The following is a 23,073-nucleotide window of genomic DNA, read 5'->3' on the forward strand; positions in this document are numbered from 1 at the left end:
CTCAGAACAGCGTCGCGGGCTCGACCGGCTCCGGCTCGGGCAGTGCGTCGAGGCCGGGCACCAGCGCCCGCACCTCGTCGTGGAAGCGGCGGGCGAGCGCCGGCGCGTCGTCGTTGTCGGGGGTGTGCACGAAAACCGTCGGCGACCGGCCCTCGCGCAGCCAGCCGGCGACCACCTCCAGCCACGGCTGCCACCCCGAAGCCGTCTCCTCGGCCGAATCCCGGCCCAGGTAGCGGACGATCGGCCGGTCGGTCAGCGCCCGCGTCCGCCGTGGCAGCCGCGGCTTCTTGGCCCAGGCGTCCTGCTCGGCTTCGCTGACCGGCGGGCGCCGGAAGAAAACGGTGGTGTCGAACGGCACCCACTCGGCGTCCGCCGCGGCGAGCGCGCCCTCCAGCAGTGACGTCGAGGCGGCGTCGGTGAAGAACCCGGGGTGGCGCACCTCGACGGCGCGCCGGAGGCCGGCGGGGAGCCGGCGCAGGAAGCGGCCGAGGGCGTCGACGTCGGCGGGACCGAACGAGCCGGGCAGCTGGGTCCACAGGACCGCCCGGTCGCCGAGGGGTTCCAGGGCGTCCAGGAACGCCCGCATCTCGGTCTCGACTGCATTGAACCGGCGCTCGTGCGTGACGACCTTGGGCACCTTGACCACGAACCGGAACGCGGCGTCGGTCTGCTGCGCCCAGGCCGCGACGGTGGCGCGGGCGGGGGTCGCGTAGAAGGTGGTGTTGCCTTCGACGGCGTTGCACCAGCCGGCGTACGCCCGCAGGCGTTCCTTGGCCGGCAGCGACGGCGGGAGGAAGCGCCCGGGCCACGCCTTGTGGGTCCACATCGCGCAGCCGACGTGCAGACGTGCCACCGGGTCAGCTCCCCTCGTGGTCGGGCGACCGGTCATTCTGCCATTGCGGCCGACGGCGTCAGCCGGCCAGGGCCTCGGTGATCTGCCGGGTGGTCTGCTCGGCCACGCGGGGATTGACGGCGGCGTAGGCGACATAGGCGTTCAGGCCGGTGGCCAGCGCCCAGCCGCGGCCGCGGGTCCAGGTGGCGTCGTCCACGTCGAGCGCGGCGCGGAAGCAGGCCCGCGTCTCGGCGGTCATCAGGGTGAAGGCGATGATCAGGTCGCAGGCGGGATCGCCGGCCCCGAGCTCGCCGAAGTCGATGACGGCGCTGAGCCGGCCACCGGTCGTCAGCAGGTTGCCGGTGTGGAAGTCGCCGTGGCACCAGACGGCAGGCCGGTCCGATCCGGGGGCGGCGAGGGCGTCGTCCCACAGCCGCGTCAACGCGGCGGCGTCGAAGGCGTCCCCGGCTTTCGCGATGGCGGCCCGCGTCGCGGAGTCCCGCGCGGCCAGCGGACGGCCGGCGAGGTCCGCGGGCGGTTCGGCATCGAACCGGTGGAGCGCGGTCAGGAACCCGGCGAGCGCGAGGGCGGCGTCGGCGGAGCCGGAGAGGGCGTCGACGGTGGCCACTTCGCCGTCCAGCCACCGCGACACGGCCCACGGCCAGGGATAGCCGAAGGCGGGTTCGCCCACGCCCACCGGTTCCGGGATGGCCAGCGGCAGGTGCGGCGCCAGCCGCGGCAGCCATTCGGCTTCCTTCGCCGCCTGCCGGATGGCGCCGGCGTGGCGCGGCAGCCGGACGGAAAGCTCCTCACCCAGCCGGTAGATGACGTGATCCGAGCCGGCGGGCGCGTGCCGGCGCAGCGGCAGGCCGGCCCAGCGCGGGAACTGCGTGTCGACCAGCCGCCGCGCCAGTGCGGCGTCGATCGCGGGGTTCGTTTCGAGGGTCAAGGCAACTCCTGTGGGGGCTGCCGGGAGCGTGCCACCGCCGCGGCCGGTTGATCAACCGGTTAATCGCGGCACACATCGCCGTATCCTGCGGTGATGTTCGCCGCGGATGACGGCACCCGGACCACGGCGCTGCTTCGCGCCCGGCTGGGTTCGGCACTGGAGTCGGTGACCGAGGAGTGGCACTGGTACCAAGGCCGGCGGAGCGACCTGCTGAGGTTCTGGTTGCATTTTCCCGCGTCCCGGCTCTGCGGCTGCACGGCACAGACGACCTGAGTTCGCCGGCGCGGTGTGTCGGCGGCGTCCTCCTCGGATTCGACGCGGCGACCATCACCGGCCGGCCGCGGTCAGCGCGCCGCTGATCCGCCTCCTGGCCTGGTTTGCTTCCCGGCCGACGGCTGCTTCACCCGACCGGCGACCACACGCCGAACCACTGCTCGGCGCCGTACGCCTCGAACAGTTCCGCCTCGGCGAACCCCAGCTTCGCCGCGACGCGCATGGAACGTTCGTTGGCGGTCTGGGTGCAGAGCACCACCGGCTCGCCCGGGTGCGTGCCGGCGAACCAGCCGAGCGCCGCCGCGCACGCCTCGGCCGCGTACCCGAACCCCCATGCCGCCGGCAGGAACAGGTAACCGAGCTCCGCCTCCCCGGCCGTCGGGCGCACGGGACCCGGACCGTCCTCAGCGCGCCGATCGAGCGTGATCATGCCGATCATCGCCCCGTCGAGCTCGACCACGAAAAAGCCGAGACGCTGCCCGGGCACCTCGGGAACCACCCGCTCGAGCTCGTCCCGCGGCCGGGGACCACCGACGTACGTGCCGACCTCCGGCGAGGCGAACAGCTCGATGAACGACGGCCGGTCCCGCGCCTCGGCCGCGCGGAGCACGAGCCGCTCCGTTTCGATCGGCGGGGGCGGCCAGGCGACGGACTCGGACACGGCGCCAACGTATCGCGTTTCGCCGACCGGATTCGCAGGATCGCGGACATCCGGTCACCGCCGGCGTCGTGGCGGCGCGAAGGTTCCGGGGTACGGCAGTCAGCCACCGACCACGAGGAGTCTCCGTGAACCTGTCCGTCCGCGCCCTGCCCGCCATCCTCGCCGCGGTCTTCTTGACCGGTGTCTCCCACGTTCCCGCGGCGGCCGCCCAGGCGACCTGCACCCCGTGCAACGGCTACCGCTACCAGGTTCCCGGTACGACGGCCGTCTACCTGGTGATCGACGGCGTCCGGCACCACGTCCCCGACGAGCGGACCTACTTCAACCTGTGGCGGACCTGGGACGGGATCCTGCCCGGCGGCACGAACATCACCGTCGGGGATCCCCTGCTGTCCAACTCCTACCTCGGCCAGGAGGACTTCTGGCCGTACCGGGTGTACCTCGTCGGGCGCAGCAAGCGCTGGATCCCGAGCCCGGCGATCTTCGACCAGTACGCCTTCGACTGGGCCAAGATCCAGCACCCGGAGAACATGCCCGGGGCGGGCCCGGACATCCCCGGACGGTGAACCACCACCTCCTCGCCGCCGCGCCGCGTAGTCTGGTTGCGCGGCAACGGCGGTGAGGGGGTCTCCGACGTGATCGAGGCACGGCGAGTGCTGGTGGTCGCCTACGACAACGCGCAGATCCTGGACGTCGCCAATCCGTGTGCGGCCTTCGAGATCGCGAACCGGCACGGCGCGGGCCCGCCGTACCGGCTCGAACTCGCCACGCCGACGGGCAACCAGGTGCGCAGCTCGGCCGGGATAGCCCTGTCGGGCGCGCGCCGGCTCGCCTCGCTGACCGGCCGCATCGACACCATGGTCGTCGTGGGCGGCTACGGGACCGGCGCCGCCATGGCCGACGAGGGACTGCTGACGCAGCTGCGGCGGCTGGCTCCGCGCAGCAGGCGGATCGCCTCGGTCTGCACCGGCGCGTTCGTGCTCGCCGCGGCGGGGCTGCTCGACGGCCGCCGGGCCACCACGCACTGGGGCTGGGGGCAGCTGATGGCCACGACGTTCCCGGCCGTCACCGTGGACGTCGCACCGCTCTACCTCCGGGACGGCAACGTCTACACGTCCGCGGGCGTCACCAGCGCCCTGGACCTCTCCCTGGCGCTGATCGAGGACGACCACGGGCCGACGCTGGCCCGCGAGGTGGCCCGGGAGATGGTCGCCTACCTGCACCGGCCCGCCGACCAGGCGCAGATCAGCACGTTCCTGGCGCCGCCGCCGGGCGACCGGGTCGTGCGCGACCTGACCGGCTACATCACCGCCCACCTCGCCGACGACCTCAGCCCGCCGGCACTGGCCGCCCGCGCCGGCGTCACCACCCGTCACCTCACCCGGCTGTTCACCGCCCAGCTGGGTGTCACCCCGGCGCGTGCCGTGCGGGCGGCGCGCACGGAGGCGGCCGCCCACCTGGTGCGGGGCAGCGAGCTGTCACTGGCGGCGGTGGCGCGGCGCTGCGGGTTCCGGTCGGCCGAAACGCTCCGCCAGGCTTTCCTGAGCCGCTACGGCACGACCGGCGACCGCATCCGCCGGAGTCCGGAGCTGCCCCGGCCGCTGGACCGGTGAGCTGCCGGTGCGGTCACCCGGCGGATCGGCCTACGCTGTCCCGGTGTTCGAGATCGGTTCGCGGGCGCGCACGCTGCCGGCACCTCCCGGAGTCGTCTGGGACTCCCTCGTGGCGCCCCGCCGGGCGGGCACTCGTCCGTGGCTCCACCTGCTGGCGGACGAGGTCGAACCCAGCGTCCTGACCGCGGAGAAGCCCGGCCGGGTGACGTGGTCGTCGCTGTGGCCGAGCCGGCCCGACGACCGGATCCTTTTCGGGCTCACGGCCGCGCGCGACGGAGGGACTCTGCTGAGGTTCACCCTGCTCACCCCCGGCGAGGCCCCCGACCAGAGCAAGACCGGACACCTCCGGCGACGGCTCAACCAGCTGCTGTTCGCCGATCTTCGCCACTCCTACGGCCAGTGAGCGGCACCTACGCGGGCAGGTACAGAAGGGAGTGCGGAAGCTTGAGCAGGCGCTTGGTGAAGTTCGCCACTTCCCAGGGCAGGTTCGGGCCGAACTGCGGATCGTGGAGCACCACCTGCCCGGCCGCGTTCACCCCCTTGGCGACGACCACGTGCTTGGTGGCGGCCCCGGCGTGCTCGATCGCGCACCACAACGGGCCGTGGTCCCGCAGGGCCCGCTCGAGCAAGTCGCTGGTCCAGCCGGCCGACGGTGTGTCCAGGTCCCGCATACCGTTCACTTCGGCCAGTTCGGCGGTTTCGTCGTCCGCCAAGCCCCGTGGCGGTTCGTTGCGCAGCGCCCTGCGCGTCTCGTAGTCACCGGCCTCCCCGCGATTGGCCTCGATCGCGGCCCGTTTCGCCGCCTGCGCCTGGCCCTCCGCCAGCGCCTTGACGTGCCCGACGACCTCGACCCCGGCGCCGCGCCGGTATTCGAAGATCATCCGGAGCGAGGTGTACCAGCACAGGTGCTGCTCCGGCTGCCTGATGTAGTTGACAGGTAAGTCGATCAAGGCATCTCCCCATGACAACGACGGCGCCCGGTGCGCCCGTTCCTCTCAAGTCGTTCGACGGTTTTGGTTGTTACGCAAGGGAAAGAAGCTGCTCCGTCCGAGTGCCCACCGAACGGCGGCGGCGATACGGCCTTCCGCGACGACCTGTCCGTCCACTTCGGACGGCAAGGTCTCCGCCCGAACTGTTCGGCAGGCGCGGCTACGGCGCCACGTCCGTGGGCATCGCGCCGCCCGCGCGGGAGAAACGGGCGCCCCACTCGCGGACGTGCTCGGTGAACTCCGGCGGCGCCAGCACCTCGAACTCCGCGCCCACGTTGCCCATCGCCTGGGCCGGCCAGTCCAGGCTCGTCGACGTCATCGTGACGCGGCAGCGGTTCTCCCCCGCCGGCTCGACCGTTCCCCACTGGCCGACCACCTGGCGCACCCGGGCCTCGGGGGCGTGGACGAGCACCCGGACCGTGTGGGCGGCGGGCGCGCCCGTGCTGGTCCGCACGAAGGCCGCCGCGTCCGGGGCGGGGAGTTCGCGGGGGCGGAACCGCGCGCCCGTCGGGCGGGGGTTGCTCAGGCGGTCCAGGCGGAAGCTGCGCCAGTCGTGGCGGGTCAGGTCGTACGCCACCAGGTACCAGCGGCCGCCCTGGGCCACCAGGCGGTGGGGCTCGGCCTCGCGCTCCGCCGGCGCCGCACCCCTTGCCGCGTAGGCGAAGCGGAGGCGCTCCTCGTCTCGGCACGCCTGGGCGACCGCCGTCAGGACGCCGGCCGCGACGATCGGGCCGGCCGCCGCCGGGGAGACCGTCATCGCGCGCACCGCGTCCACCCGGGCGCGCAACCGCGGCGGCAGGACCTGCACCACCTTCGTCAGCGCCCGGACGGCCGCGTCCTCGATCCCGGCGATCCCGCTCTGGGCGGCGTCCCCCATGCCGACGGCGAGGGCGACCGCCTCCTCGTCGTCCAGCACCAACGGGGGCAGCACCGCGCCCGGCGCCAGCTGGTAGCCGCCGTCGGTGCCGCGGGTGGCCCGGACCGGGTAGCCCAGGTCGCGCAGCCGGTCGACGTCACGGCGCAGCGTGCGCTCGGACACCTCGAGCCGGCTCGCCAGCTCGGCGCCCGGCCAGTGCCGGTGGGTCTGCAGCAGCGACAGCAGACGCAGGGCACGGGAGCTGGTGTTCGCCATTCCGCCATCCTGACAGGTCTTCCGGCCACAAAGTGACCGGAAGGCTCTCTAGCGTTCTCGTCGCAGGCCGAAACCGACCGAGGGAGCCGACGATGATCACCCGCGAGATCCGGCCGTGACCACGCTGTCACTTCGCGCGCTGAACCGGGCCCTGCTGCAGCGGCAGTTCCTCCTGGCACGCACCGACGAGACCCCGCAGGCGGTGCTCGCGCGGCTGGTCGCCATGCAGGCCCAGGAGCCGAACTGGCCGTTCGTCGGGCTGTGGAGCCGGATCCGGGACTTCGAGCACGCCGGGCTCACGAACCTGCTGGCGGACGGGCGGGTCGTGCGCTCGGGCCTGCTGCGCAGCACCCAGCACCTCGCGGTGGCCGGCGACTTCCGCCGGTTCCGGCCGCTGCTGCAACCGGTGCTCGACCGCACCGCGAGCACGGTCCACTTCCGGCGTGGCAACGCCGGCCTGGACACCGGCGAGCTGGTGGCGGCCGGGCTGCGGATCCTCGGCGGGCACGCGATGCCGCGCCGGGAGCTGGCCCGGCGGCTGGCGGCGGAACACCCCGGCCGCGACGGCCGGCTCCTGGCCGCCGAGGTGGAGCTGCGGGCCGCGGTGGTCCACGACCCGGCCACCGCCGGCTGGGGCGCCTGGGGCACCCGGTCGGCCGTCTCGGTGACCGCCGTCGGCGTCGGCGCGCCGGCGAGCGCCCAGGAGCTGGTCCGCCGGTACCTCGCGGCGTTCGGGCCGGCGAGCGTCAAGGACGTGCAGGCGTGGAGCGGGCTGACCCGGCTGGGCGAGATCGTCGAGACCATGCGCGGCGAGCTGCGGCGTCACCGGGACCCGCACGGCCGGGAGCTGGTCGACCTGGCCGGCGCCGAGCTGCCCGATCCGGACACCCCGGCTCCCGTGCGGCTGCTGCCGGGGTTCGACAACGTCCTGCTGGGCCACGCCGACCGCACCCGGATCATCTCCGACGAGGACCGGAAGCGGATCATGCCCGGCCGCGCACTGGTGCGGCCGGCGTTCCTGGTCGACGGCCGGGTGCACGGCAGCTGGTCGCTGTCCGGCGGGGAGCTGCGGTTGACGCCGTTCCGGCCGCTGCCCGCCGCCGCGAGGGCCGCGCTCGAAGAGGAGGCGCAGCGGCTGCTGCCGTTCGTGGGCGGGGAAAGCGTGTTCTTCGAAAGCCGGTGAGACGGGAAAAGCGCCCACCCCCGCGCGAACGGGGGTGGGCGCTTCCGGGAGTGCCTATCGCTGCAGCGTCAACAGGCCCGGCCGCCACGGCAGCCGGTTGTACTCGCCGCCGGCCGCGGGGTCCTTGCCCTGGTAGAGGAACTGGAGGTTGCAGGGGTCGATCGTCTTGGTCTGGTCGGGGTTCGTGCGGACCAGGTCACCGTGGCTGATGTCGTTGGTCCAGCTCGCTCCGCTGTTCGCCTTGCCCGCGAAGGGGTTGCTCTGGCTGGCGGCCTGCGGGGTCCACGAACCGCTCAGGCTGCTGGAGGTGAACGACCGGAAGTAGCGGCCGCTGCTGCCCATCGCCTCGACGATCATCAGGTACTGGTTCTGGCCCTGGACCTTGTAGACCTCGACGGCCTCGAACAGGTTGGCCTGCGTGTCGCTCATGATCGTCGTGTAGTTCGAGCCGAAGCTGCCGGGGAAGTTCCCGATCGGCATGCTCGCCCGGTAGATCTTCCCGTTGTCACCGGCGAAGAACAGGTACATGTTCGAGCCGTCGGCGATCAGCGTCTGGTCGATCGGGCCGGTGCCGGAACCGGAGATGCTGCCGGTGAACAGCGGCTGCGGCGACGACCAGCCGTTGGGGTTGGTGGGGTCGCTCGACGTGCGGTAGATGAACGGCCACTGTCCCCACTGGTAGGCGAGCACCCAGATGTTCTTCGGTGCGAAGTAGAACAGCGTGGGCGCGACGGTGCCGGAGTTCATCCCGTTCTGGCCTGCCGAAGCCATGTCGGACCAGTTCGTGAACGGGCTGAAGGCCATCGAGCCGTACGACGCCGACGAGTTGACCGTCGACCCGTAGACCAGGTGCTTGCCGTTGTAGACGACGTTGGTGAAGTCCTTGAGCGCGAGCCACCCGTTCTTCGGCTGCGCCAGCGGACCCGACGACGACCAGCGGTAGGTCGACGGGAGGGTGCAGCCGCTGCCGGTCGGGGTGGTGGTCGTGGTCGTCGGCGGCGTGCCCGACAGGCCCGTCCACTTCTGGTTGGTGCCGCCGTGGCACGTCCAGATCTGCACCGCGGTGCCGCTCGCCGTCGCCGCGCCGGCGACGTCCAGGCAGAGCCCGGACTGCACGCCGACCACCGAGCCGTCGGCGTTCACCCGCCACTGCTGGTTGGCCCCGCCGTGGCAGGTCCAGATCTGCACCCGGGTGCCGGCGGTCGTCGCGCTGCCGGGGACGTCGAGGCACTTGTTGCCGTACACCGTCAACAGGCCCGCGGACGTCGACGTCCACTGCTGGCTCGCCGCGCCCGAGCAGTCGGCGATCTGCAGGGCGGCACCGTCGGACTGGCTCCCGTTGGGGACATCCAGGCACCGGTTCGACCCGACCCCGCGCAGTGCGCCGGTGACGTCGGCCAGTGCCGCGTCGGCACCGAGCGTCACGCCCACCGCCGCCGCCACCGCCACCGTCACCGCGGCGGTGAACGCCGCGATCGAGGATCGACCTCTGCGGCTGATACGCCCTCTGTTCATGACGACCTTCTCCCAGTCAGCTTCGGATCCACGTTGAGCGAGCCGGCTGTTATCGCTAACACGCGCCGCGCCAGACTGGTCCGCTTGGTGAAGAATTGTCAATGCGCCCACCGCGGCGCTCGCGGAAGCGGGAAGCATTGGCACGTCAGGACACTGTCGTATGTCCACAGAGGACAGTACGGACGTGAAAATTACATCCCGCCCCGCGCCCGGCGGTGGTCGGCTAGGGTGACCGCGTGCACCCGCCGGCCGCCCCGCCCCGACGGTGGGCGAACACGCTCTTCCGCGGCACCGGCGAGCGCCCCGGCGTGCTCGTCGAACTTGCCTTCCTCGTGCTGTGGTTCCTGCTCTTCGCACGGCTCGGCGCCGCCTTGGGCACGGACCTCGCGGCCGCCAACGCCCACGCCGTGGCGATCCAGTCCGCCGAACGCGCCGCGCACCTCGACATCGAACTGGGCGTCAACGGCCGGCTGGCCGCCCATCCCGTCCTCGCGCAGGCGGCGGTGTACCTGTACCGGCTGTACTACCTCGTGATCGCCGGCGTCCTGCTCTGGGTGTTCGTCCGGCACGCCGAGGCCTACCGGCGGGTGCGCCGGACGATGGTCGCGATGATGGTTCTCGTCCTGCCGGTCTACTGGGCGGTACCGCTGGCGCCACCGCGGTCCGCGCTGCCGGGCGCCGTCGACATCGTTGCGGTGTACGACATCTTCCAGCAGGAGAGCTGGACCAGGCCCACGCACTACACGGCCATGCCGAGCATGCACGTGGGCTGGTCGCTGTGGTGCGCGTACGCCGTGTGGTCCGCGCTGCGGGGCGCGCACCCCCGCCTGGCGCTGCTGTCGTGGCTGTTCCCCCTCCTCATGGCGGCCGTCGTGCTCGCCACGGCGAACCACTACGTCCTCGACATCGCGGGCAGCGTCGCGCTGCTGGCGGTGTCCGTCGCCGCCGCGTGGGCGTGGGGCCGTCTCCCCTTCCGCCGTCGAGCCGGGACTACGCCGCCAAGCGCTCCGGCAGTCCCAGCCGCGGGAACCGATCGGCCTCGAACGTGACGATCTCGGTGATCGCCCCGCCGGTGATGCGCAGGACGTCGATCGTCAGCGGCCGGTACACCCCGTCCTCCTGCCGGAGGTAGAACGCGAGGGCGGGCTGCCGGTTCACGGCGGTGGGGACGGCACGCAGGCCCTTCAGGTCCGCGAAACCGCCGTCGAGCCAGTCCCGCACCACGGCGTCGCGGCCGGTGAACAGGCCCGGCGTCGGCGGCATCGAGCAGCGGACGTCGTCGCGCAGCAGCTCGGCGATCCCGTCGATGTCGACGGCCACGCTGGCCTCGGTGTAGCGGCGCACCACCGCGCGCGTCCCGGCGTCCTCCTCGCCGCCGGTCCAGTCCTGCCGCTCGGCGGGCAGGTGCTCCCGCATGCCGGCGCGGGCGCGCTGCAGAGCGCTGTTCACGGAGTTGACGGAGTCCCCGAGCAGCTCCGCGACGTCCTTCGCGGGCCAGCCGAGCACGTCACGCAGGATCAGCACCGCCCGCGGCCGCGGCGCGAGGTGCTGGACGGCGACCAGGTACGCCAGCTCGATCGTCTCCCGCGCGACGGCGGCGGCCTCCGGCTCGTCCTCGCCGCCCGCGGGCAGCTCGTCGAGCAGCCGGTCCGGGTAGGGCTGCAGCCACGGCACCTCGCCACCGGTCGCGGGCTCGGGGCGGCACTTGGCCAGCAGGTCCAGGCAGGCGTTGGTGGCGATCCGGTAGAGCCACGCCCGGAACGTCGACCGCCCCGCGAAGGTCTCCCGCCGCCGCCAGGCACGCAGGAACGTCTCCTGCACGGTGTCCTCGGCGTCCTCGAACGACCCGAGCATCCGGTAGCAGTGCACGTGCAGCTCCCGCCGGTGCCGCTCGGCCAGCCCGGCGAACGCCGGCTCGCCGGCTTCGCGCAGGTCGGCCGGCCGCGTGTCCGCACTCATCACGTCATTCTCCCGCTTCGTCGTGGTCCGTCACAGGTATGACGGCCCCGGGCGCGGAAACTCATCACCGCGGCGAGTTCGGCGCGGTCCCGCCGGGCAGGGCAGCCGGGTTCCGCGCTACGGCCCCGGCATCGGCCCGATCGCACCCGGCAGCGGCGGCCAAGGCGGTTCGACCGGCAGCTCCGGGTCGCGCGCGCCCGCCCACCAGCCGGCCGCGACGATCACCGGCAGGCACGCCGCGGCGAGGATCAGGTCGAAGCCGTCCGTCGCGGCGTGCTCCTGCGGGTGGCCGAGCGTCCAGCCCAGCGCCGGCACGACGGACGCCAGTCCGGCCAGGACGGCGGCCGCGATCACCGCCAGCATGCGTGACCGGACCAGCGTCCGTCGCTGCCCGAGGACGAGCGCGGCCCCGATGCCGGTCAGGCACAGGGCGGTCACCAGCCAGAGCCCGGTCGTCAGCCCGGCGTTCGAGCCGAAGAACACCACCAGCCCGCTGATCGGCAGGGCCATGCCGAGGAACGCGGCGAGGGGCAGCACGGCGGCGAGCCCGCGGCCGTGCCGGGCACGGACCCGTCCCGCCGCCACCGTCGTCCCGATCAGCATCGCGAGCAGGGTGAGCGGCCCGGTGACCAGGAGCGTGTCCCCGATCCCCCGGCCGAACGCGGTGAGCGGCGCAGGCCGGAGGTCCAGCCCGGTCTCGGGGACCACGACCGGCACGCGGCGCCAGGCCCCGTCGGCGCCGCGCACCGCCAGCCCGTCCACCCCGTTGGCCACGATCACCTGGTGTCCGCCCGCGACGGCACGGACGGAGACCTCCGTGCTGGCCACTTGGGACACCCGCAGCACCGAGGCGGGAAACGGGTGCTGCCGCTGGACGAACTCCCACCGGGCGGCGGGCACCTCCCACGCCGTGCGCCAGGTCCGGCCGCCGTCGGTCGTCTCGTCGACGCCGAGGAGCCGGCCTCCGCGGCGGTCGTCGACGACCCCGGCGCCGTGCACGCGGTAGCAGTGCGTGGCCGCCTCGGGCGCGCAGGCTTCGACCTGTTTCGTGGACGGGGACGCCATCGGGCCCTGCGGCGGGACCCGTGACAGGTACCGCCAGCCGTCGACGCCCGAAACGGAGCCGTAGTAGGCGCCGTCCGCCTCGATCACCACCTGCGTGCCTTCGCTCGTCACGGAGTCGACCGACGGCAGCGTCGCGGACGGCGCCGACGTCGCGGTGATCGCCAGCACGGTGAACGGCAACGCGACGACCAGCCGCAGCCGGAACGCCAGGGGCGGGGCCGTCGTCACCCGGTGCCAGGCCCACCAGGACAGGCCCAGCGCGGGCAGCGCGACCAGGTCGGCCGGATCGGCCAGGACCACCGAAGGTCCGTTGACGACCGACCACGCGGCCGAAGCGGCGCCGGCGCCGGCCGCGGTCAGCTTGACGACCGCGAACCCGGCCCCGGTCACCAGCACCGCCGCGGTGGCACCCACGCGGGCGGTCAGGAACAGGCCGAGCAGCAGCCCGAGCACCGGGGGCGCCGCCGCCAGCCCGGCCACGTCGCTGAGCTTGCCGGTGACGAAGCCCGGCCACACCTGCTTCAGCACGTGGTCGTTGAGCAGCAGCACCACGGTGGCGCCGACCGTCAGCGGATGCGCCGCCCAGCGCAGGAAGACCCCGGTTCGCATCGGTACAGCCTGGGGCGCGGTGATCACGACGGTGACACGGCTCAGCCCCGATCGGTGCCGGGGTTCAGCCGAGCCGGTCCCGGCGCCGGGTCAGGTGCGCGATCTCGGCGGTGTTGCCCGCCAGCTCGATGGCCTTGTCGTAGGCCGCGCGGGCCTGCTCACCGCGGCCCAGCCGGCGCAGCAGGTCGGCGCGGGTCACGTGGTAGGCGTGGTAGCCGGCCAGCCGGCCCGCGAGCCGGTCGACGGCCGCCAGCGCCACCTCCGGGCCGTCGAGCTCGGCGACCGCGATGGCCCGGTTGAGCGCGACGATCGGCGACGGGTCGAGGCGGACGAGCTGGTCGTAGAGAGCGAGGATCTGCGACCAGTCGGTGTCGCGGACGTCGCGGGCGGACGTGTGCACGGCGTTGATCGCCGCGAGGACCTGGTAGCGGCCCGGCGCCACCCCGGTGGCGAGGCGCTCCCGCACCAGCCGGTGGCCCTCGGCGATCAGGCCCTCGTCCCACGCCCCGCGGTCCTGCTCGTCGAGCGCGACGAGCTCGCCAGCCACCACCCGCGCCGGGCGGCGGGCCTCGATGAGCAGCATCAGCGCCAGCAGGCCGGTCACCTCGCCGTCGTCCGGCAGGAGGGCGTGGAGAAGCCGGGTGAGCCGGATCGCCTCGGCGGTCAGGTCGTGGCGCACCGGGTCGGTACCGGCGCCGGTCGCCAGGTAGCCCTCGTTGAAGACCAGGTACAGCACGACGAGCACGGCGGAGACGCGCGCGGGGAGGTCCTCGGCGGACGGCACCCGGTAGGGGACGCGGGCCGCCTTGAGCTTGGCCTTCGCGCGGGTGATCCGCTGCTCCAGCGCGGTTTCCCGGACCAGGAAGGCACGGGCGATCTCGGGCACGGTCAACCCGCCGAGCAGGCGCAGGGTCAGCGCCACGCGGGCGGGCACGGCCAGCGCCGGGTGACAGCAGGTGAAAACCAGCCGGAGCCGGTCGTCGTCGATGGCGCCGGGCGGCTCGGGCGGGTCGTTCTCCGAGATCGTCAGGGCGGCCTGCTGCTTGTCGGCACGGTTGTTCTCGCGCCGGACGCGGTCGATGGCCTTGCGGGTGGCGGTGGTGGTCAGCCAGGCGCCGGGGTTGGGCGGCACGCCGTCGGCGGGCCACCGTTCGACGGCGGTCGCGAACGCCTCGGCGGCCGCCTCCTCGGCGATGTCGAGGTCACCGAACCGCCGGGTCAGGGTGGCGACCACCCGGGCCCACTCCGCGTGGTGGGCCCGGGTGACCGCCGCGTCGGCGTCGCTCACCGGAACGGTCGCACTTCGATCTTCCGGTCGCAGGCCTTCGAGGCCTCGGCGGCGAGCTTCAACGCCACGTCCGGGTCGGGGACCTCCCACACCCAGACGCCGGCGAGGTACTCCTTCGACTCGACGTACGGCCCGTCGGTGAACACGGCCTGCTCACCCCGGTTGTCGACGACCGTGGCCGCCTCGGTGTCGGCGAGCCCGCCCGCGAAGACCCAGTAGCCCTCGGCGATCAGCCGTTCGTTGAAGGCACTGATGGCGGGCCGCCGGTCGGTGCGGCCGGGGTTGCTCTTGTCGTCGATCACGGAAACCAGGTACTGCATCCGGGAATCCTAAGTCCGGTACCGGAACAGGATCCGGCCGCGGTTCAGGTCGTACGGGCTCAGCTCCACCAGGACCCGGTCGAACGGCAGGATCTTGATGAAGTTCTTCCGGATCTTGCCGCTGATGTGGGCGAGGACCTTGTGTCCGTTCTCGAGCTCCACCCGGAACGTCGCGTTCCGGAGGCACTCGACGACCGTGCCCTCCACCTCGATGCCGCCGGTGTTGCCCGCCATCAGCGCAACACCAGCTCGAGGTTGCTGCCGACGCGGCGGGCTCCGGCGCCCTCGAAGAGCCTCATCGCCGCCGGGTTCGCTTCGTTCACCTCGGCCGAAGCCGCCGGGATTCCCTTGTGGTGCACCATATCCAGGACATACGCGAGCAGCGCGCGGCCGATCCCGGTGCGCTGCCGGTCCGCGCGGACCGCGATCAGGCCGATCCGCGGCTGCCGCGTCACCGCCGCCAGCCGGACGAAGCCCACGTAGCCGCCCGCGGACTCGGCAACGACGTACTTGCCGACGTCCGGGACGTCCGGGCGGGGCAGGATCTCCGCCGGCATCTCCGGCCAGCCGACCGCCGCCTCGACTTCGGCGCGGATCACGTCTTCGGCCGAGCTCAGCAGCCGCGCGTCGGACGGCGGGCCGATGGTCACCCCCGCGGGCGCGGGAACCACGCCCGGTGCCGTGGGCACCACGTACTCCCATTCACGGCGCCGGGTGGTGAACCCGGCCGCTTCCCAGCGGGACCGGAGCTCGGCGTCGGCTTCATCGACCACGGTGTACAGCGGTCTGGGCAGGGCAGGCAGCATGTCCGCCGCCAGCAGCGCGAAGCCCGCGTCGTCCCAGGTGTCGATGCTGAGGAAGAGACGTCCGTCCGGACGCCGGGACACTTCTCCGCGGCCGGCCACGTCCGGCCGCTCGTGCAGATGATTCATGGTGTCGCCTTTCGGGAGAGGGCTCCCGGCGACACCTGCGTCAGCCGCCCGCCCGTGACGACGAGAGGGAGCACCCATTGCGTACAACGTTCACGGGTCTCACCTCCTCGGGCCGGGTCACGGTCGGATGCAAGCTACCAGTCCCCGCGGGCCCCCGCCCACTCCTTTTCCGGCGCGCGCCGCGCAGACCGATCAGGAATCGAGAAGCGCCGGTCAGCGGCCCGGACCTAGCGTTACCGGCATGACGAACATCGAAACCATCACCCTCGAAGTTGCCGACACCGCCGCCGCGGAGCGCTTCTACGCCGACGCCTTCGGGCTCACCACCCAGCTGCGGTTCCGCGTCTCCGACGCGCCCAGCGACGGCTTCCGCGGGTACACCCTCTCCCTCACCGTGCCGCAGCCCGCCGACGTCGACTCCCTGATCGAGACCGCGCTCGCGGCCGGCGCCACGACGATCAAGCCGGCCACGAAGTCCATGTGGGGCTACGGCGGCACCGTCCGGGCGCCGGACGGGTCGATCTGGAAGCTCGCCACCTCCGCCAAGAAGAACACCGGCCCGGCGACCCGCACGATCGACGCCATCGTGCTGCTGCTGGGCGCCGCCGACGTGGCCGCCAGCAAGCGGTTCTACGTCGAGCACGGCCTGACCGTCGGCAAGAGCTTCGGCAAGATGTACGTCGAGTTCGAGGCGGGCGACGGCCCCGTCAAGCTCGCGCTGTACCGCCGCAAGGCGCTCGCGAAGGACGCCGGTGTCGCCCCCGAGGGCAGCGGCTCGCACCGGATCGCGGTCGGCGGCGCGGCGGCGTTCACCGACCCGGACGGCTTCGCCTGGGAAACCACGGCGTCCGCGAGCCTTTCCTGACCAGCGGCACGGCGGGCGGTTGACGGAAGCGCACCGGCGGGGCAAGACCCTCTGGTGCGCAACGGAAGACGGCGACCGACGGTCCGGTCCGCACCTCGGGATGGCCGGGCAGCTGCGGTTGGCGGGCGAGAGCGGGCCGCGGCGGTTCCGCGATCGGGTGGAGAAGCCCGAGTTCCGGTTCGGGATCACTTTCGCCGACGGCGAACAGCTGCGCCTGTTCGACACCCGGCGCCTGGCCCGGGTGCGGCTCGACCCGGACCTCGACGCGCTCGGCCCCGACGCCGGGGAGATCTCGCGCCGCGACTTCGCCGAACGCGTCGGCCGCGGGCGGGCACCGCTGAAGGCGCGGCTGCTCGACCAGTCGGTGGTGGCCGGGATCGGCAACCTGCCGGCCGACGAAACCCTGTGGCAGGCGGCGTTGTCCCGGCGCGGCCCGTGAATGAGCTGACCGACGCCGACCTCGCGGGCCTGCACAAGGCGTTGCGCGCGGCGATCCGCTTCTTTCGGGGGGTTCCCGGTGGCGGAGCCCCGGATGTCTCCGCCACGGCGGCGTGCACACGGGCGAGATCATCGGCCACCGCCGTCCCGGCGGCCACTGCCCGCGCTGCGGGGCGGATTTGCGCCACGGAACCGTCGGCGGCCGGTCGACCTGGTGGTGTGCGCAGGAACAGGCTTAGCGCGGGCCGAGCCCGGTGCGGCCGTCGAGCAGCTCGCGCGCCACGTCCAGGTGGCCCGCGTGCCGCGCCGTCTCCTCGATGACGTGCAGCACCACGCCGCGCAGATCGGTGATCTCGTCCGCGAGCGGGCCGGGATGCCTGCCCCGCGGCGGCGCGGACAACGGCGTCGCGGCGAAGATCTCGTCCGAGCGGCGGCACTGCGCGCGGTAGTAGGCGAAGACGGCTGCGGGAGTCCTGGACGCCGGCTCGCCGGAGTCCACCCGGCCGGTGACGACCTCCTGGAACCAGTGGCGTTCCGCGTCGCCGAGGTGCTCCACCATGCCCAGCGGGGTCCAGCCGGACGGGAAGACCGCCGTCGTCAGCGCTTCCTCGCCGAGGCCGTCGAGGATCGCCAGAACGCTCTCGCGCTGAGCCCGCAGGAACATCAGCAACGTGCTCTTCTCGGTCACGACCGCGGACCCTAGCGGGCGGGTGCGCACCCTCGCGGGCGGTTTTTGTCGGGGGTTGCCGGTACCGTCGCGGACATGGCAACCCTGGTCACCTTCCACGCCCACCCGGACGACGAGTGCCTCCGCACCGCGGGCGTCATGCGCAAAGCCGTCGAAGAGGGGCACCGGGTCGTGCTCGTCGTCGCCACCAAGGGCGAGGTCGGCGAGGTCCCCGACGGATTCCTCGCCGAGGGCGAGAAACTCGAGGACCGGCGCGTCCAGGAGTCGTACGCGGCCGCGGAGATCCTCGGCGTCGAACGCGTCGAGTTCCTCGGCTACCGCGACTCGGGCATGATGGGCGAGCCGACGAACGACGACCCGTCGTGCTTCTGGCGCGCCGACGTCGAAAAGGCGGCGGAGCAGCTCGCGGCGATCCTGCGCGAGGAGTCGGCCGACGTGCTCACGGTGTATGACGACAACGGCGACTACGGCCACCCCGACCACATCCAGGTCCACCGCGTCGGCGTCCGGGCGGCAGAGCTGGCCGGCACGAAACGCGTCTTCCAGGCGACGTTCAACCGCGAGTTCATGCAGCGCGGCTTCGAGGCGGCGGTGGCGGACGGCACGATCCCCGAGGAGGCCGCCCCGAAGCCACCGGAAAACGTGGAGTTCGGCAAGCCGGAGGCGGAGATCACCGCGGCGGTGGACGTGTCGAAGTACGCGTCGGTCAAGCGGGCGGCGATGCGCGCGCACCCGAGCCAGATCAGCGAGGACATGTTCATGCTGGCCATGCCGGACGACGCGTTCACGTTCGCCTTCGGCACGGAGTGGTTCATCCGCGCGGGCCAGGGCCCGGGCATCACGGAAACGGACCTGATGGCCGGCCTCTGACACCCGGCTCCGCCGTGTCGACCCGCCAATCACGCGAGCTGGCTCTCCAATCACGCGAGATCCGCCTTCAATCACGCGAGTCCCGGGCCCGATCACGCGAGTCCCGGGCTCAATCACGCCGACCGACCCTCCGGGTACGCAAGCCGACCACCCGGGTACGCGAACTCGCGGTCCCGGTACACGGCACGCGCGTGATTGGGGGCGTAACTCGCGTGATCGGAGGCGTAACTCGCGTGATTGGGGGCGTAACTCGCGTGATTGGAGGGTCGACACGGGTCAGGGCAGGGCGGCCGTCACGTCGAGCTCGACCAGCTGACCCGGGAAGCCCAGCTGGGCCACCCCCAGCAACGTGCTCGCCGACGTGAACGCCGGGCCGATCTCCGACGCCGTCAGCCGGTCCCACACCGCCGAGAGGGTCGCGCGGTCGTCGGTCACCACGTAGATCACCGTGCGGACCACGTCGGACGGTGTGGCCGCGGCGAACTCCAGGGCCGCCGCCGTGTTGGTGACGACCTGGTCCGTCTGGGCGAGGACGTCGCCCGCCGCCAGCGCGCCGTCCGGTGTCAGGGGGCACTGGCCTGCCAGGTACACCGTGCGGCTCCGGGAGGTCGTCGTCACGTGGTGGTAGCCCGGCGGGGTGTGCAGCCCGGGCGGGTTCTGCCGTTCAATGGTCACGGCCCCATCTTCACCGGCCCGGCAAGCGGAAATCCTCAGGAGGGCACCGTGCACAGGACCATCGACTGGGTCGACGGCGCGGTCGTCGTCATCGACCAGACCGCGCTGCCCGCCGAGTTCCGGCTGCTCGAGCTCCGGACCGTCGGCGAGCTGGTCGACGCCGTCCGGCGGCTCGCCGTCCGGGGTGCGCCCGCGCTCGGCGCCGCCGGGGCGCTCGGTGTCGCCCTGTCGGCCCACCAGGGCGGTGACGTCCGGAAGGACGCCGAGCTCCTCGCCACCGCCCGGCCCACCGCCGTCAACCTCGCCTGGGGCGTCGAGCGGGCACTGGCCAAACTCGACCAGGGCAAGGACGCCGTGCTCGCCGAAGCGCTGGCCCTGCTCGCCGAGGACGAAGAACTCAACAAGACCGCTTCCCGGCACGCCGCCGAGATCGTGCTGGCCGAGTGCCCGCGCCGCCCGCTGCGGCTGCTCAGCCACTGCAACGCCGGCCGGCTGGCGACCGTCGGCTGGGGCAGCGCCCTCGGCGTCGTCTGGCACCTGCACGAACGCGGCCTCGTCGAAGAGGTGCTCGTCGACGAGACGCGGCCGCTGCTGCAGGGCGCCCGGCTGACGGCGTGGGAGCTCGCGCAGGCGAACGTCCCCTACCGCGTCCAGCCCGACAGCGCGGCCGCCGCCGCGATGGCGCGCGGCATGGTCGACTGCGTGCTCGTCGGCGCCGACCGGATCGCCGCGAACGGCGACGTCGCCAACAAGATCGGCACCTACGGCCTCGCCATCGCCGCGAAGCACCACGGCGTGCCGTTCGTCGTGGTCGCTCCCTCGTCCACTGTGGACAACAGGGTCGCCGACGGCGCGGGCGTCACCATCGAGGAACGCGACGCCGGCGAACTCACCGAACACACGCCGGAAGGCGCGCGGGCCTTCAACCCCGCCTTCGACGTCACCCCGTTCGCCCTGATCACGGCCGTGGTCACCGAAGAGGGCATCTTCAGGGGCGCGGCCCGATCTCCCGGCCACCGTCGGTCACCGTGATCGCCATCGCCGGGCAGGAGTCCGCCGCGTCGAGCACCGTTTCGTCGGCGTCGACCGACGGCGTCAGCGTGTGCGCCACCGCGCCGTCGAGGGCGAACACCTCCGGCACCAGCGCGGCGCACATGCCCGAGCCGATGCAGGTGTGCTCGTCGATCTCCACGTCCCAGCTCATGGTCACCATCCGATCGGCATCGACCGCGGTCCGCGGACGATCATCTGTGTCTTCCACACGATATCGCCGGCCAGGTGCAGCCCCGGCAGCTCGGTGACCAGCGCGCGCAGCGCCTCCTGCAGCTCCAGCCGGGCCAGCGGCGCGCCGAGGCAGTGGTGGACGCCGTGCCCGAAGCCCAGGTGGTGGGTGTCCCCGCGGTCGAACCGCAGCTTGTCGGCGTCGCCGAACTGCAGGCCGTCGCGGTTGGCCGCGCCGACCGCCACCAGCACCGGCTCGCCCGCCCGCACCAGCACGTCGCCGACCTGGACGTCTTCGGTCGCGTACCGCGGGAACGCGGCACCGGCGCCCAGCGGCACGAACCGCATCAGCTCCTCGACCGCGGCCGGCACCAGGTCCGGGTCGGCGCACAGCCGCTCCCAGTGCTCGTGCTGGTCCAGCAGCGCGTAGACGAAGTTCGGGATCTGGCTCGCGGTCGTCTCGTGCCCGGCGACGAGGATGCCGACGCACAGGTCGACCAGCTCCAGCTCGGTCAGCCTGTCCCGGACGTCGCGGGCTTCGATGAGCGCCGTCATCAGGTCGTCCCGCGGCTGCGCCCGGTGTTCGGCGATCAGGCCGCGCATGTAGTCCCGCAGCTCTTCGCGGTTGCGCTCGAACTCCGCCATCGTCAGCCCGCTGGTCGACAGCGCCGCGTCGCTCCACACGCGGAACTTCGGCCGGTCGGCGACCGGGACGCCGAGCAGCTCGCAGATCACCGCGACCGGGATCGGCAACGCGTAGGCGTCGACGAGGTCGGCGGGCGGGCCGGCCGCCTTCAGGTCCGCGATCAGGCCCGCGGCCAGCGCGGCGACGCGCGGCCGCAGCTGCTCGACGCGGCGCACGGTGAACGCCTTCGCGACCAGCGTCCGCAGCCGCGTGTGGTCGGGCGGGTCCATCTGCAGGATGCCGCCGTCCTGGACCACGGGCACGCTGCGGGGCGCGTCCTTCTCCTTCTCCATCGCCCGCGAGAACCGGCGGTCGCCGAGCACCAGCCGGGCGTCGGCGTAGCGGGCGGCCAGCCAGGCCGGCTCCCCGTAGGGCAGCTTCACCCGGATCATGCCCTCGGCATCCCGGGCGGCGGCATAGGCCTCGTTGAGGTCCAGCCCGGCCTCTTCGTTGAAGGGGTAGGCGTGCGTGGTGGTCATGCGGAAGAACCCCCTGTGCGCCGGTTGTAAGCAGCTGCTTACAACGCTACACAGTTTCTTCCCGACTGTCACGATCCGCCATTGCCCCGTCACCGAACCTTAGGTTACGGTGACCTAGGTGTGGATCGAGATCCTTCTGCTGTCCAAGCTGGCCGTCGAGCCGATGCACGGCTACGAACTGCGCAAGGCGGTGGAGTCCTCGACGGGCCACACCCTGTCGAACAACTCGCTCTACCCGACCCTGCGGCGCTTCGTCGACGCGGGCGCGGTGAGCCGCAGCGCCGAGGAGCAGGCGGCCAAACCGCCGCGGCACGTCTACACGATCACCGAAGTCGGGCGGGAACTGCTGCACGACATGCTCGCGGACTTCCCGGCCGACCTGGCGCTCAACGAGCCCGAGTTCCTCGCCCGCGTCGGCAACTTCGCCTGGCTGCGCCCGGAAGAACGAGCGAAGGTGCTCGGCACCCGAAGAACGGCGCTCGTCGCCGAGCGGGAACGGCTCACCGGGCTCGCGGCCGGCCAGGCCGATCCCTGGAGCCGCGCCGCGCTGCACCACGTGCTCGGGAAGTTCGACGCCGAACTCCGCTGGCTCGCCGACCTCACCACCGATCCGAGGGAAACCGCATGACCACCACCGAAGAGACGCCCCGCCTGCCCTTCACCCGCGCGGACGCGCTCGCCATCGCCCCGGACTACGAGGTGCTTCGCCGGCAGGCGCCGGTGACCCGCGTGCTCACCCCGGCCGGCGACCCGGCCTGGCTGGTGACGACCTACGAGGAGGCCAAGGAGGTCTTCCGCGACCGCCGCTTCGGCCGGTCGCACCCGGCGCCCGAACAGGCGTCGCGGATCTCCCACGCCGCGATCCAGAACGGCCCCAGCGGGGACTTCGACACCGAAGAGCGCGACCACAAGCGGATGCGCCGGATGCTGGCGCCCGCGTTCTCCGCGCCCCGCATGCGCGCCCTCGGCGACCACATCGCGGAACTCACCGACCGCTGTCTCGACGACATGGAGGCCGCCCGCGGGGACGGCCCCGTCGACCTGACCGACTTCCTCGCGTTCCCCTTGCCGGTGCTGGTGATCTGCGAGCTGCTCGGCGTCCCGTACGCCGACCGCGAGCACTTCCGCGGCCTGTCCGAGCGGATCGCGGTGATGGACGGCGGCGAGGACGCCCAGGCGGCCATGGCGGAGTTCATGGCGTACATGACGAAGCTGGCCGACGCCAAGCGCGCCGACCCGCAGCCCGACGTCATCTCCGACATGGTCGCGTTCCAGGCCGAAGACCCGTCCTTCACCGACGAGGACCTCGCGCGGATGGGCGCGGGGCTGCTGTTCGCCGGCCACGAGACGACGTCGACGCGCATCGCGATGGGCACGCTGTTCCTGCTCTCCGACACCGCCCGCCGCGACCGCTTCGCCGCCGACCCCGAAGGCGAGGTCAACCAGACCGTCGAGGAGATCCTGCGGCTGACCGCGACCAGCGGCACCGGCCTGCTGCGGTACGCGCACGAGGACGTCGAGATCGCCGGGACGCGGATCATGCGCGGCGACGCCGTGCTGATCGCCGTCGACTCGGCCAACCGGGACGACTCGGTGTTCGCCGACCCGGACGGGTTCGACCCGGACCGGACGCCGAACGTGCACCTGGCCTTCGGCACCGGCGCCCACGTCTGCATCGGCGCCAACCTCGCCCGCACCGAGCTGCGGACGGTGTTCCCGAAGCTGTTCCGCCGCTTCCCCGGCCTGCGCCTGGCCGTCGGGATCGGCGAGATCCCGGTGCGCAAGAACCGCGTGGCCGGCGGCGTCGAGCGCGTTCCGGTGGAGTGGTGAGC

At 72.8% G+C, this 23,073-nt stretch carries 28 protein-coding genes; 12 read left to right on the top strand and 16 right to left on the bottom strand.

Going from position 1 to position 23,073, the window contains the following annotated elements; translation table 11 throughout:
* Position 1: 1 nt before the first annotated feature.
* Both BLW76_RS37960 and BLW76_RS37965 read right to left on the bottom strand, forming a co-directional pair.
* A complete protein-coding gene (locus tag BLW76_RS37960; protein WP_091320374.1) occupies positions 2–826 on the bottom strand; it encodes a DUF72 domain-containing protein in 825 nt (274 codons plus the stop codon).
* Positions 827–911: 85 nt separating this feature from the next.
* Complete coding sequence (locus BLW76_RS37965) at positions 912–1,781, bottom strand: aminoglycoside phosphotransferase family protein (protein ID WP_091316683.1); 870 nt, start codon at positions 1,779–1,781, stop codon at positions 912–914.
* 93 nt (positions 1,782–1,874) lie between these two features.
* On the opposite strand from BLW76_RS37965, the gene BLW76_RS37970 reads away from it, so the two are divergent.
* Positions 1,875–2,054: a hypothetical protein gene (locus tag BLW76_RS37970; protein WP_143060760.1), complete on the top strand. Its 180-nt coding sequence runs from the start codon at positions 1,875–1,877 to the stop codon at positions 2,052–2,054.
* 127 nt (positions 2,055–2,181) lie between these two features.
* Here the strand turns inward: BLW76_RS37970 and BLW76_RS37975 are convergent, their stop codons facing one another.
* Complete coding sequence (locus BLW76_RS37975; protein WP_091316686.1) at positions 2,182–2,715, bottom strand: GNAT family N-acetyltransferase; 534 nt, start codon at positions 2,713–2,715, stop codon at positions 2,182–2,184.
* A gap of 125 nt (positions 2,716–2,840) precedes the next feature.
* On the opposite strand from BLW76_RS37975, the gene BLW76_RS37980 reads away from it, so the two are divergent.
* The 3 genes from BLW76_RS37980 (at position 2,841) to BLW76_RS37990 (ending at position 4,731) form a co-directional block, all read left to right on the top strand.
* Positions 2,841–3,281, top strand: a complete 441-nt coding sequence (locus tag BLW76_RS37980; protein ID WP_091316688.1) for a hypothetical protein — start codon at positions 2,841–2,843, stop codon at positions 3,279–3,281.
* A gap of 87 nt (positions 3,282–3,368) precedes the next feature.
* Positions 3,369–4,328 (top strand): GlxA family transcriptional regulator, encoded by a 960-nt coding sequence (locus tag BLW76_RS37985; RefSeq protein WP_091316691.1) that lies wholly within the window; start codon positions 3,369–3,371, stop codon positions 4,326–4,328.
* A 43-nt stretch (positions 4,329–4,371) separates the two neighbouring features.
* Positions 4,372–4,731: a hypothetical protein gene (locus BLW76_RS37990; protein WP_091316693.1), complete on the top strand. Its 360-nt coding sequence runs from the start codon at positions 4,372–4,374 to the stop codon at positions 4,729–4,731.
* A gap of 7 nt (positions 4,732–4,738) precedes the next feature.
* On the opposite strand, the gene BLW76_RS37995 is transcribed toward BLW76_RS37990, so the two are convergent.
* A complete protein-coding gene (locus BLW76_RS37995; protein ID WP_167384872.1) occupies positions 4,739–5,278 on the bottom strand; it encodes a papain-like cysteine protease family protein in 540 nt (179 codons plus the stop codon).
* A 199-nt stretch (positions 5,279–5,477) separates the two neighbouring features.
* Positions 5,478–6,449 (bottom strand): helix-turn-helix transcriptional regulator, encoded by a 972-nt coding sequence (locus BLW76_RS38000; RefSeq protein ID WP_091316696.1) that lies wholly within the window; start codon positions 6,447–6,449, stop codon positions 5,478–5,480.
* A 115-nt stretch (positions 6,450–6,564) separates the two neighbouring features.
* Between BLW76_RS38000 and BLW76_RS38005 the strand changes: the two genes are divergently transcribed.
* Positions 6,565–7,632, top strand: coding sequence for a winged helix DNA-binding domain-containing protein (locus tag BLW76_RS38005; protein WP_091316697.1), 1,068 nt, complete (start codon positions 6,565–6,567; stop codon positions 7,630–7,632).
* A gap of 54 nt (positions 7,633–7,686) precedes the next feature.
* On the opposite strand, the gene BLW76_RS38010 is transcribed toward BLW76_RS38005, so the two are convergent.
* Entirely contained in the window at positions 7,687–9,147 is a 1,461-nt protein-coding gene (locus BLW76_RS38010; protein ID WP_091316699.1) for a non-reducing end alpha-L-arabinofuranosidase family hydrolase, read from the bottom strand.
* Between the two features lie 236 nt (positions 9,148–9,383).
* Between BLW76_RS38010 and BLW76_RS38015 the strand changes: the two genes are divergently transcribed.
* Entirely contained in the window at positions 9,384–10,196 is an 813-nt protein-coding gene (locus BLW76_RS38015) for a phosphatase PAP2 family protein (protein ID WP_208613468.1), read from the top strand.
* On the opposite strand, the gene BLW76_RS38020 is transcribed toward BLW76_RS38015, so the two are convergent.
* From BLW76_RS38020 to BLW76_RS38045, 6 genes are all read right to left on the bottom strand, one after another.
* Positions 10,138–11,106, bottom strand: coding sequence for an RNA polymerase subunit sigma-70 (locus BLW76_RS38020; RefSeq protein WP_091316701.1), 969 nt, complete (start codon positions 11,104–11,106; stop codon positions 10,138–10,140). The genes BLW76_RS38015 and BLW76_RS38020 overlap by 59 nt on opposite strands.
* 117 nt (positions 11,107–11,223) lie before the next feature.
* On the bottom strand, positions 11,224–12,780 hold the full coding sequence (locus BLW76_RS38025; RefSeq protein ID WP_091316702.1) for a hypothetical protein: 1,557 nt from the start codon (positions 12,778–12,780) through the stop codon (positions 11,224–11,226).
* A gap of 64 nt (positions 12,781–12,844) precedes the next feature.
* Positions 12,845–14,068 carry an RNA polymerase sigma factor gene (locus BLW76_RS38030; protein ID WP_091316704.1) on the bottom strand — a complete coding sequence of 408 codons (1,224 nt, stop codon included), beginning with the start codon at positions 14,066–14,068 and terminating at the stop codon, positions 12,845–12,847.
* Positions 14,065–14,388 (bottom strand): YciI family protein, encoded by a 324-nt coding sequence (locus BLW76_RS38035; protein ID WP_091316706.1) that lies wholly within the window; start codon positions 14,386–14,388, stop codon positions 14,065–14,067. The genes BLW76_RS38030 and BLW76_RS38035 overlap by 4 nt, the downstream gene beginning before the upstream one ends.
* A gap of 9 nt (positions 14,389–14,397) precedes the next feature.
* The gene (gene infA / locus BLW76_RS38040) at positions 14,398–14,622 is read right to left on the bottom strand and encodes a translation initiation factor IF-1 (protein WP_091316707.1); all 225 of its coding nucleotides are present in this window, start codon (positions 14,620–14,622) and stop codon (positions 14,398–14,400) included.
* Positions 14,622–15,320 carry a GNAT family N-acetyltransferase gene (locus BLW76_RS38045; RefSeq protein ID WP_091316708.1) on the bottom strand — a complete coding sequence of 233 codons (699 nt, stop codon included), beginning with the start codon at positions 15,318–15,320 and terminating at the stop codon, positions 14,622–14,624. Before BLW76_RS38045 ends, infA begins: the two co-directional genes overlap by 1 nt.
* Before the next feature lie 241 nt (positions 15,321–15,561).
* Here BLW76_RS38045 and BLW76_RS38050 point away from each other — a divergent pair, with 241 nt between their 5' ends.
* Together BLW76_RS38050 and BLW76_RS50135 are read left to right on the top strand one after the other, a co-directional pair.
* Positions 15,562–16,185: a VOC family protein gene (locus BLW76_RS38050; RefSeq protein WP_091316710.1), complete on the top strand. Its 624-nt coding sequence runs from the start codon at positions 15,562–15,564 to the stop codon at positions 16,183–16,185.
* 19 nt (positions 16,186–16,204) lie between these two features.
* Positions 16,205–16,624, top strand: coding sequence for a DNA-formamidopyrimidine glycosylase family protein (locus tag BLW76_RS50135; RefSeq protein ID WP_244170500.1), 420 nt, complete (start codon positions 16,205–16,207; stop codon positions 16,622–16,624).
* 234 nt (positions 16,625–16,858) lie between these two features.
* On the opposite strand, the gene BLW76_RS38060 is transcribed toward BLW76_RS50135, so the two are convergent.
* Positions 16,859–17,311, bottom strand: coding sequence for a DinB family protein (locus BLW76_RS38060; RefSeq protein WP_244170501.1), 453 nt, complete (start codon positions 17,309–17,311; stop codon positions 16,859–16,861).
* Between the two features lie 75 nt (positions 17,312–17,386).
* Here BLW76_RS38060 and BLW76_RS38065 point away from each other — a divergent pair, with 75 nt between their 5' ends.
* A complete protein-coding gene (locus BLW76_RS38065) occupies positions 17,387–18,181 on the top strand; it encodes a PIG-L family deacetylase (RefSeq protein ID WP_091316712.1) in 795 nt (264 codons plus the stop codon).
* Between the two features lie 276 nt (positions 18,182–18,457).
* Here BLW76_RS38065 and BLW76_RS38070 read toward each other — a convergent pair whose 3' ends face one another.
* Positions 18,458–18,856: a RidA family protein gene (locus tag BLW76_RS38070; RefSeq protein WP_091316713.1), complete on the bottom strand. Its 399-nt coding sequence runs from the start codon at positions 18,854–18,856 to the stop codon at positions 18,458–18,460.
* Between the two features lie 48 nt (positions 18,857–18,904).
* Between BLW76_RS38070 and mtnA the strand changes: the two genes are divergently transcribed.
* On the top strand, positions 18,905–19,888 hold the full coding sequence (gene mtnA, locus BLW76_RS38075) for an S-methyl-5-thioribose-1-phosphate isomerase (RefSeq protein ID WP_091316715.1): 984 nt from the start codon (positions 18,905–18,907) through the stop codon (positions 19,886–19,888).
* On the opposite strand, the gene BLW76_RS38080 is transcribed toward mtnA, so the two are convergent.
* Together BLW76_RS38080 and BLW76_RS38085 are read right to left on the bottom strand one after the other, a co-directional pair.
* Entirely contained in the window at positions 19,845–20,069 is a 225-nt protein-coding gene (locus tag BLW76_RS38080; RefSeq protein WP_091316717.1) for a ferredoxin, read from the bottom strand. The genes mtnA and BLW76_RS38080 overlap by 44 nt on opposite strands.
* Complete coding sequence (locus tag BLW76_RS38085) at positions 20,063–21,241, bottom strand: cytochrome P450 (RefSeq protein WP_091316719.1); 1,179 nt, start codon at positions 21,239–21,241, stop codon at positions 20,063–20,065. The genes BLW76_RS38080 and BLW76_RS38085 overlap by 7 nt, the downstream gene beginning before the upstream one ends.
* 118 nt (positions 21,242–21,359) lie before the next feature.
* Here BLW76_RS38085 and BLW76_RS38090 point away from each other — a divergent pair, with 118 nt between their 5' ends.
* Positions 21,360–21,869 carry a PadR family transcriptional regulator gene (locus BLW76_RS38090; RefSeq protein WP_091316721.1) on the top strand — a complete coding sequence of 170 codons (510 nt, stop codon included), beginning with the start codon at positions 21,360–21,362 and terminating at the stop codon, positions 21,867–21,869.
* Positions 21,866–23,071 carry a cytochrome P450 gene (locus BLW76_RS38095; RefSeq protein ID WP_091316723.1) on the top strand — a complete coding sequence of 402 codons (1,206 nt, stop codon included), beginning with the start codon at positions 21,866–21,868 and terminating at the stop codon, positions 23,069–23,071. The genes BLW76_RS38090 and BLW76_RS38095 overlap by 4 nt, the downstream gene beginning before the upstream one ends.
* Positions 23,072–23,073: the final 2 nt, after the last annotated feature.

It is taken from the genome of Amycolatopsis tolypomycina (assembly GCF_900105945.1).
Lineage (GTDB): Bacteria > Actinomycetota > Actinomycetes > Mycobacteriales > Pseudonocardiaceae > Amycolatopsis > Amycolatopsis tolypomycina.

Excerpts from the sequence above, each read along its gene's own strand:
- BLW76_RS37960 (WP_091320374.1), bottom strand. The coding sequence starts at position 826 with ATGTGGACCCACAAGGCGTGGCCCGGGCGCTTCCTCCCGCCGTCGCTG.
- BLW76_RS37970 (WP_143060760.1), top strand. The coding sequence starts at position 1,875 with ATGTTCGCCGCGGATGACGGCACCCGGACCACGGCGCTGCTTCGCGCC.
- BLW76_RS38000 (WP_091316696.1), bottom strand. The coding sequence starts at position 6,449 with ATGGCGAACACCAGCTCCCGTGCCCTGCGTCTGCTGTCGCTGCTGCAG.
- BLW76_RS38010 (WP_091316699.1), bottom strand. The coding sequence starts at position 9,147 with ATGAACAGAGGGCGTATCAGCCGCAGAGGTCGATCCTCGATCGCGGCG.
- BLW76_RS38020 (WP_091316701.1), bottom strand. The coding sequence starts at position 11,106 with ATGAGTGCGGACACGCGGCCGGCCGACCTGCGCGAAGCCGGCGAGCCG.
- BLW76_RS38025 (WP_091316702.1), bottom strand. The coding sequence starts at position 12,780 with ATGCGAACCGGGGTCTTCCTGCGCTGGGCGGCGCATCCGCTGACGGTC.
- BLW76_RS38035 (WP_091316706.1), bottom strand. The coding sequence starts at position 14,388 with ATGCAGTACCTGGTTTCCGTGATCGACGACAAGAGCAACCCCGGCCGC.
- infA (WP_091316707.1), bottom strand. The coding sequence starts at position 14,622 with ATGGCGGGCAACACCGGCGGCATCGAGGTGGAGGGCACGGTCGTCGAG.
- BLW76_RS38045 (WP_091316708.1), bottom strand. The coding sequence starts at position 15,320 with ATGAATCATCTGCACGAGCGGCCGGACGTGGCCGGCCGCGGAGAAGTG.
- BLW76_RS38050 (WP_091316710.1), top strand. The coding sequence starts at position 15,562 with ATGACGAACATCGAAACCATCACCCTCGAAGTTGCCGACACCGCCGCC.
- BLW76_RS38065 (WP_091316712.1), top strand. The coding sequence starts at position 17,387 with ATGGCAACCCTGGTCACCTTCCACGCCCACCCGGACGACGAGTGCCTC.
- BLW76_RS38080 (WP_091316717.1), bottom strand. The coding sequence starts at position 20,069 with ATGGTGACCATGAGCTGGGACGTGGAGATCGACGAGCACACCTGCATC.
- BLW76_RS38085 (WP_091316719.1), bottom strand. The coding sequence starts at position 21,241 with ATGACCACCACGCACGCCTACCCCTTCAACGAAGAGGCCGGGCTGGAC.
- BLW76_RS38095 (WP_091316723.1), top strand. The coding sequence starts at position 21,866 with ATGACCACCACCGAAGAGACGCCCCGCCTGCCCTTCACCCGCGCGGAC.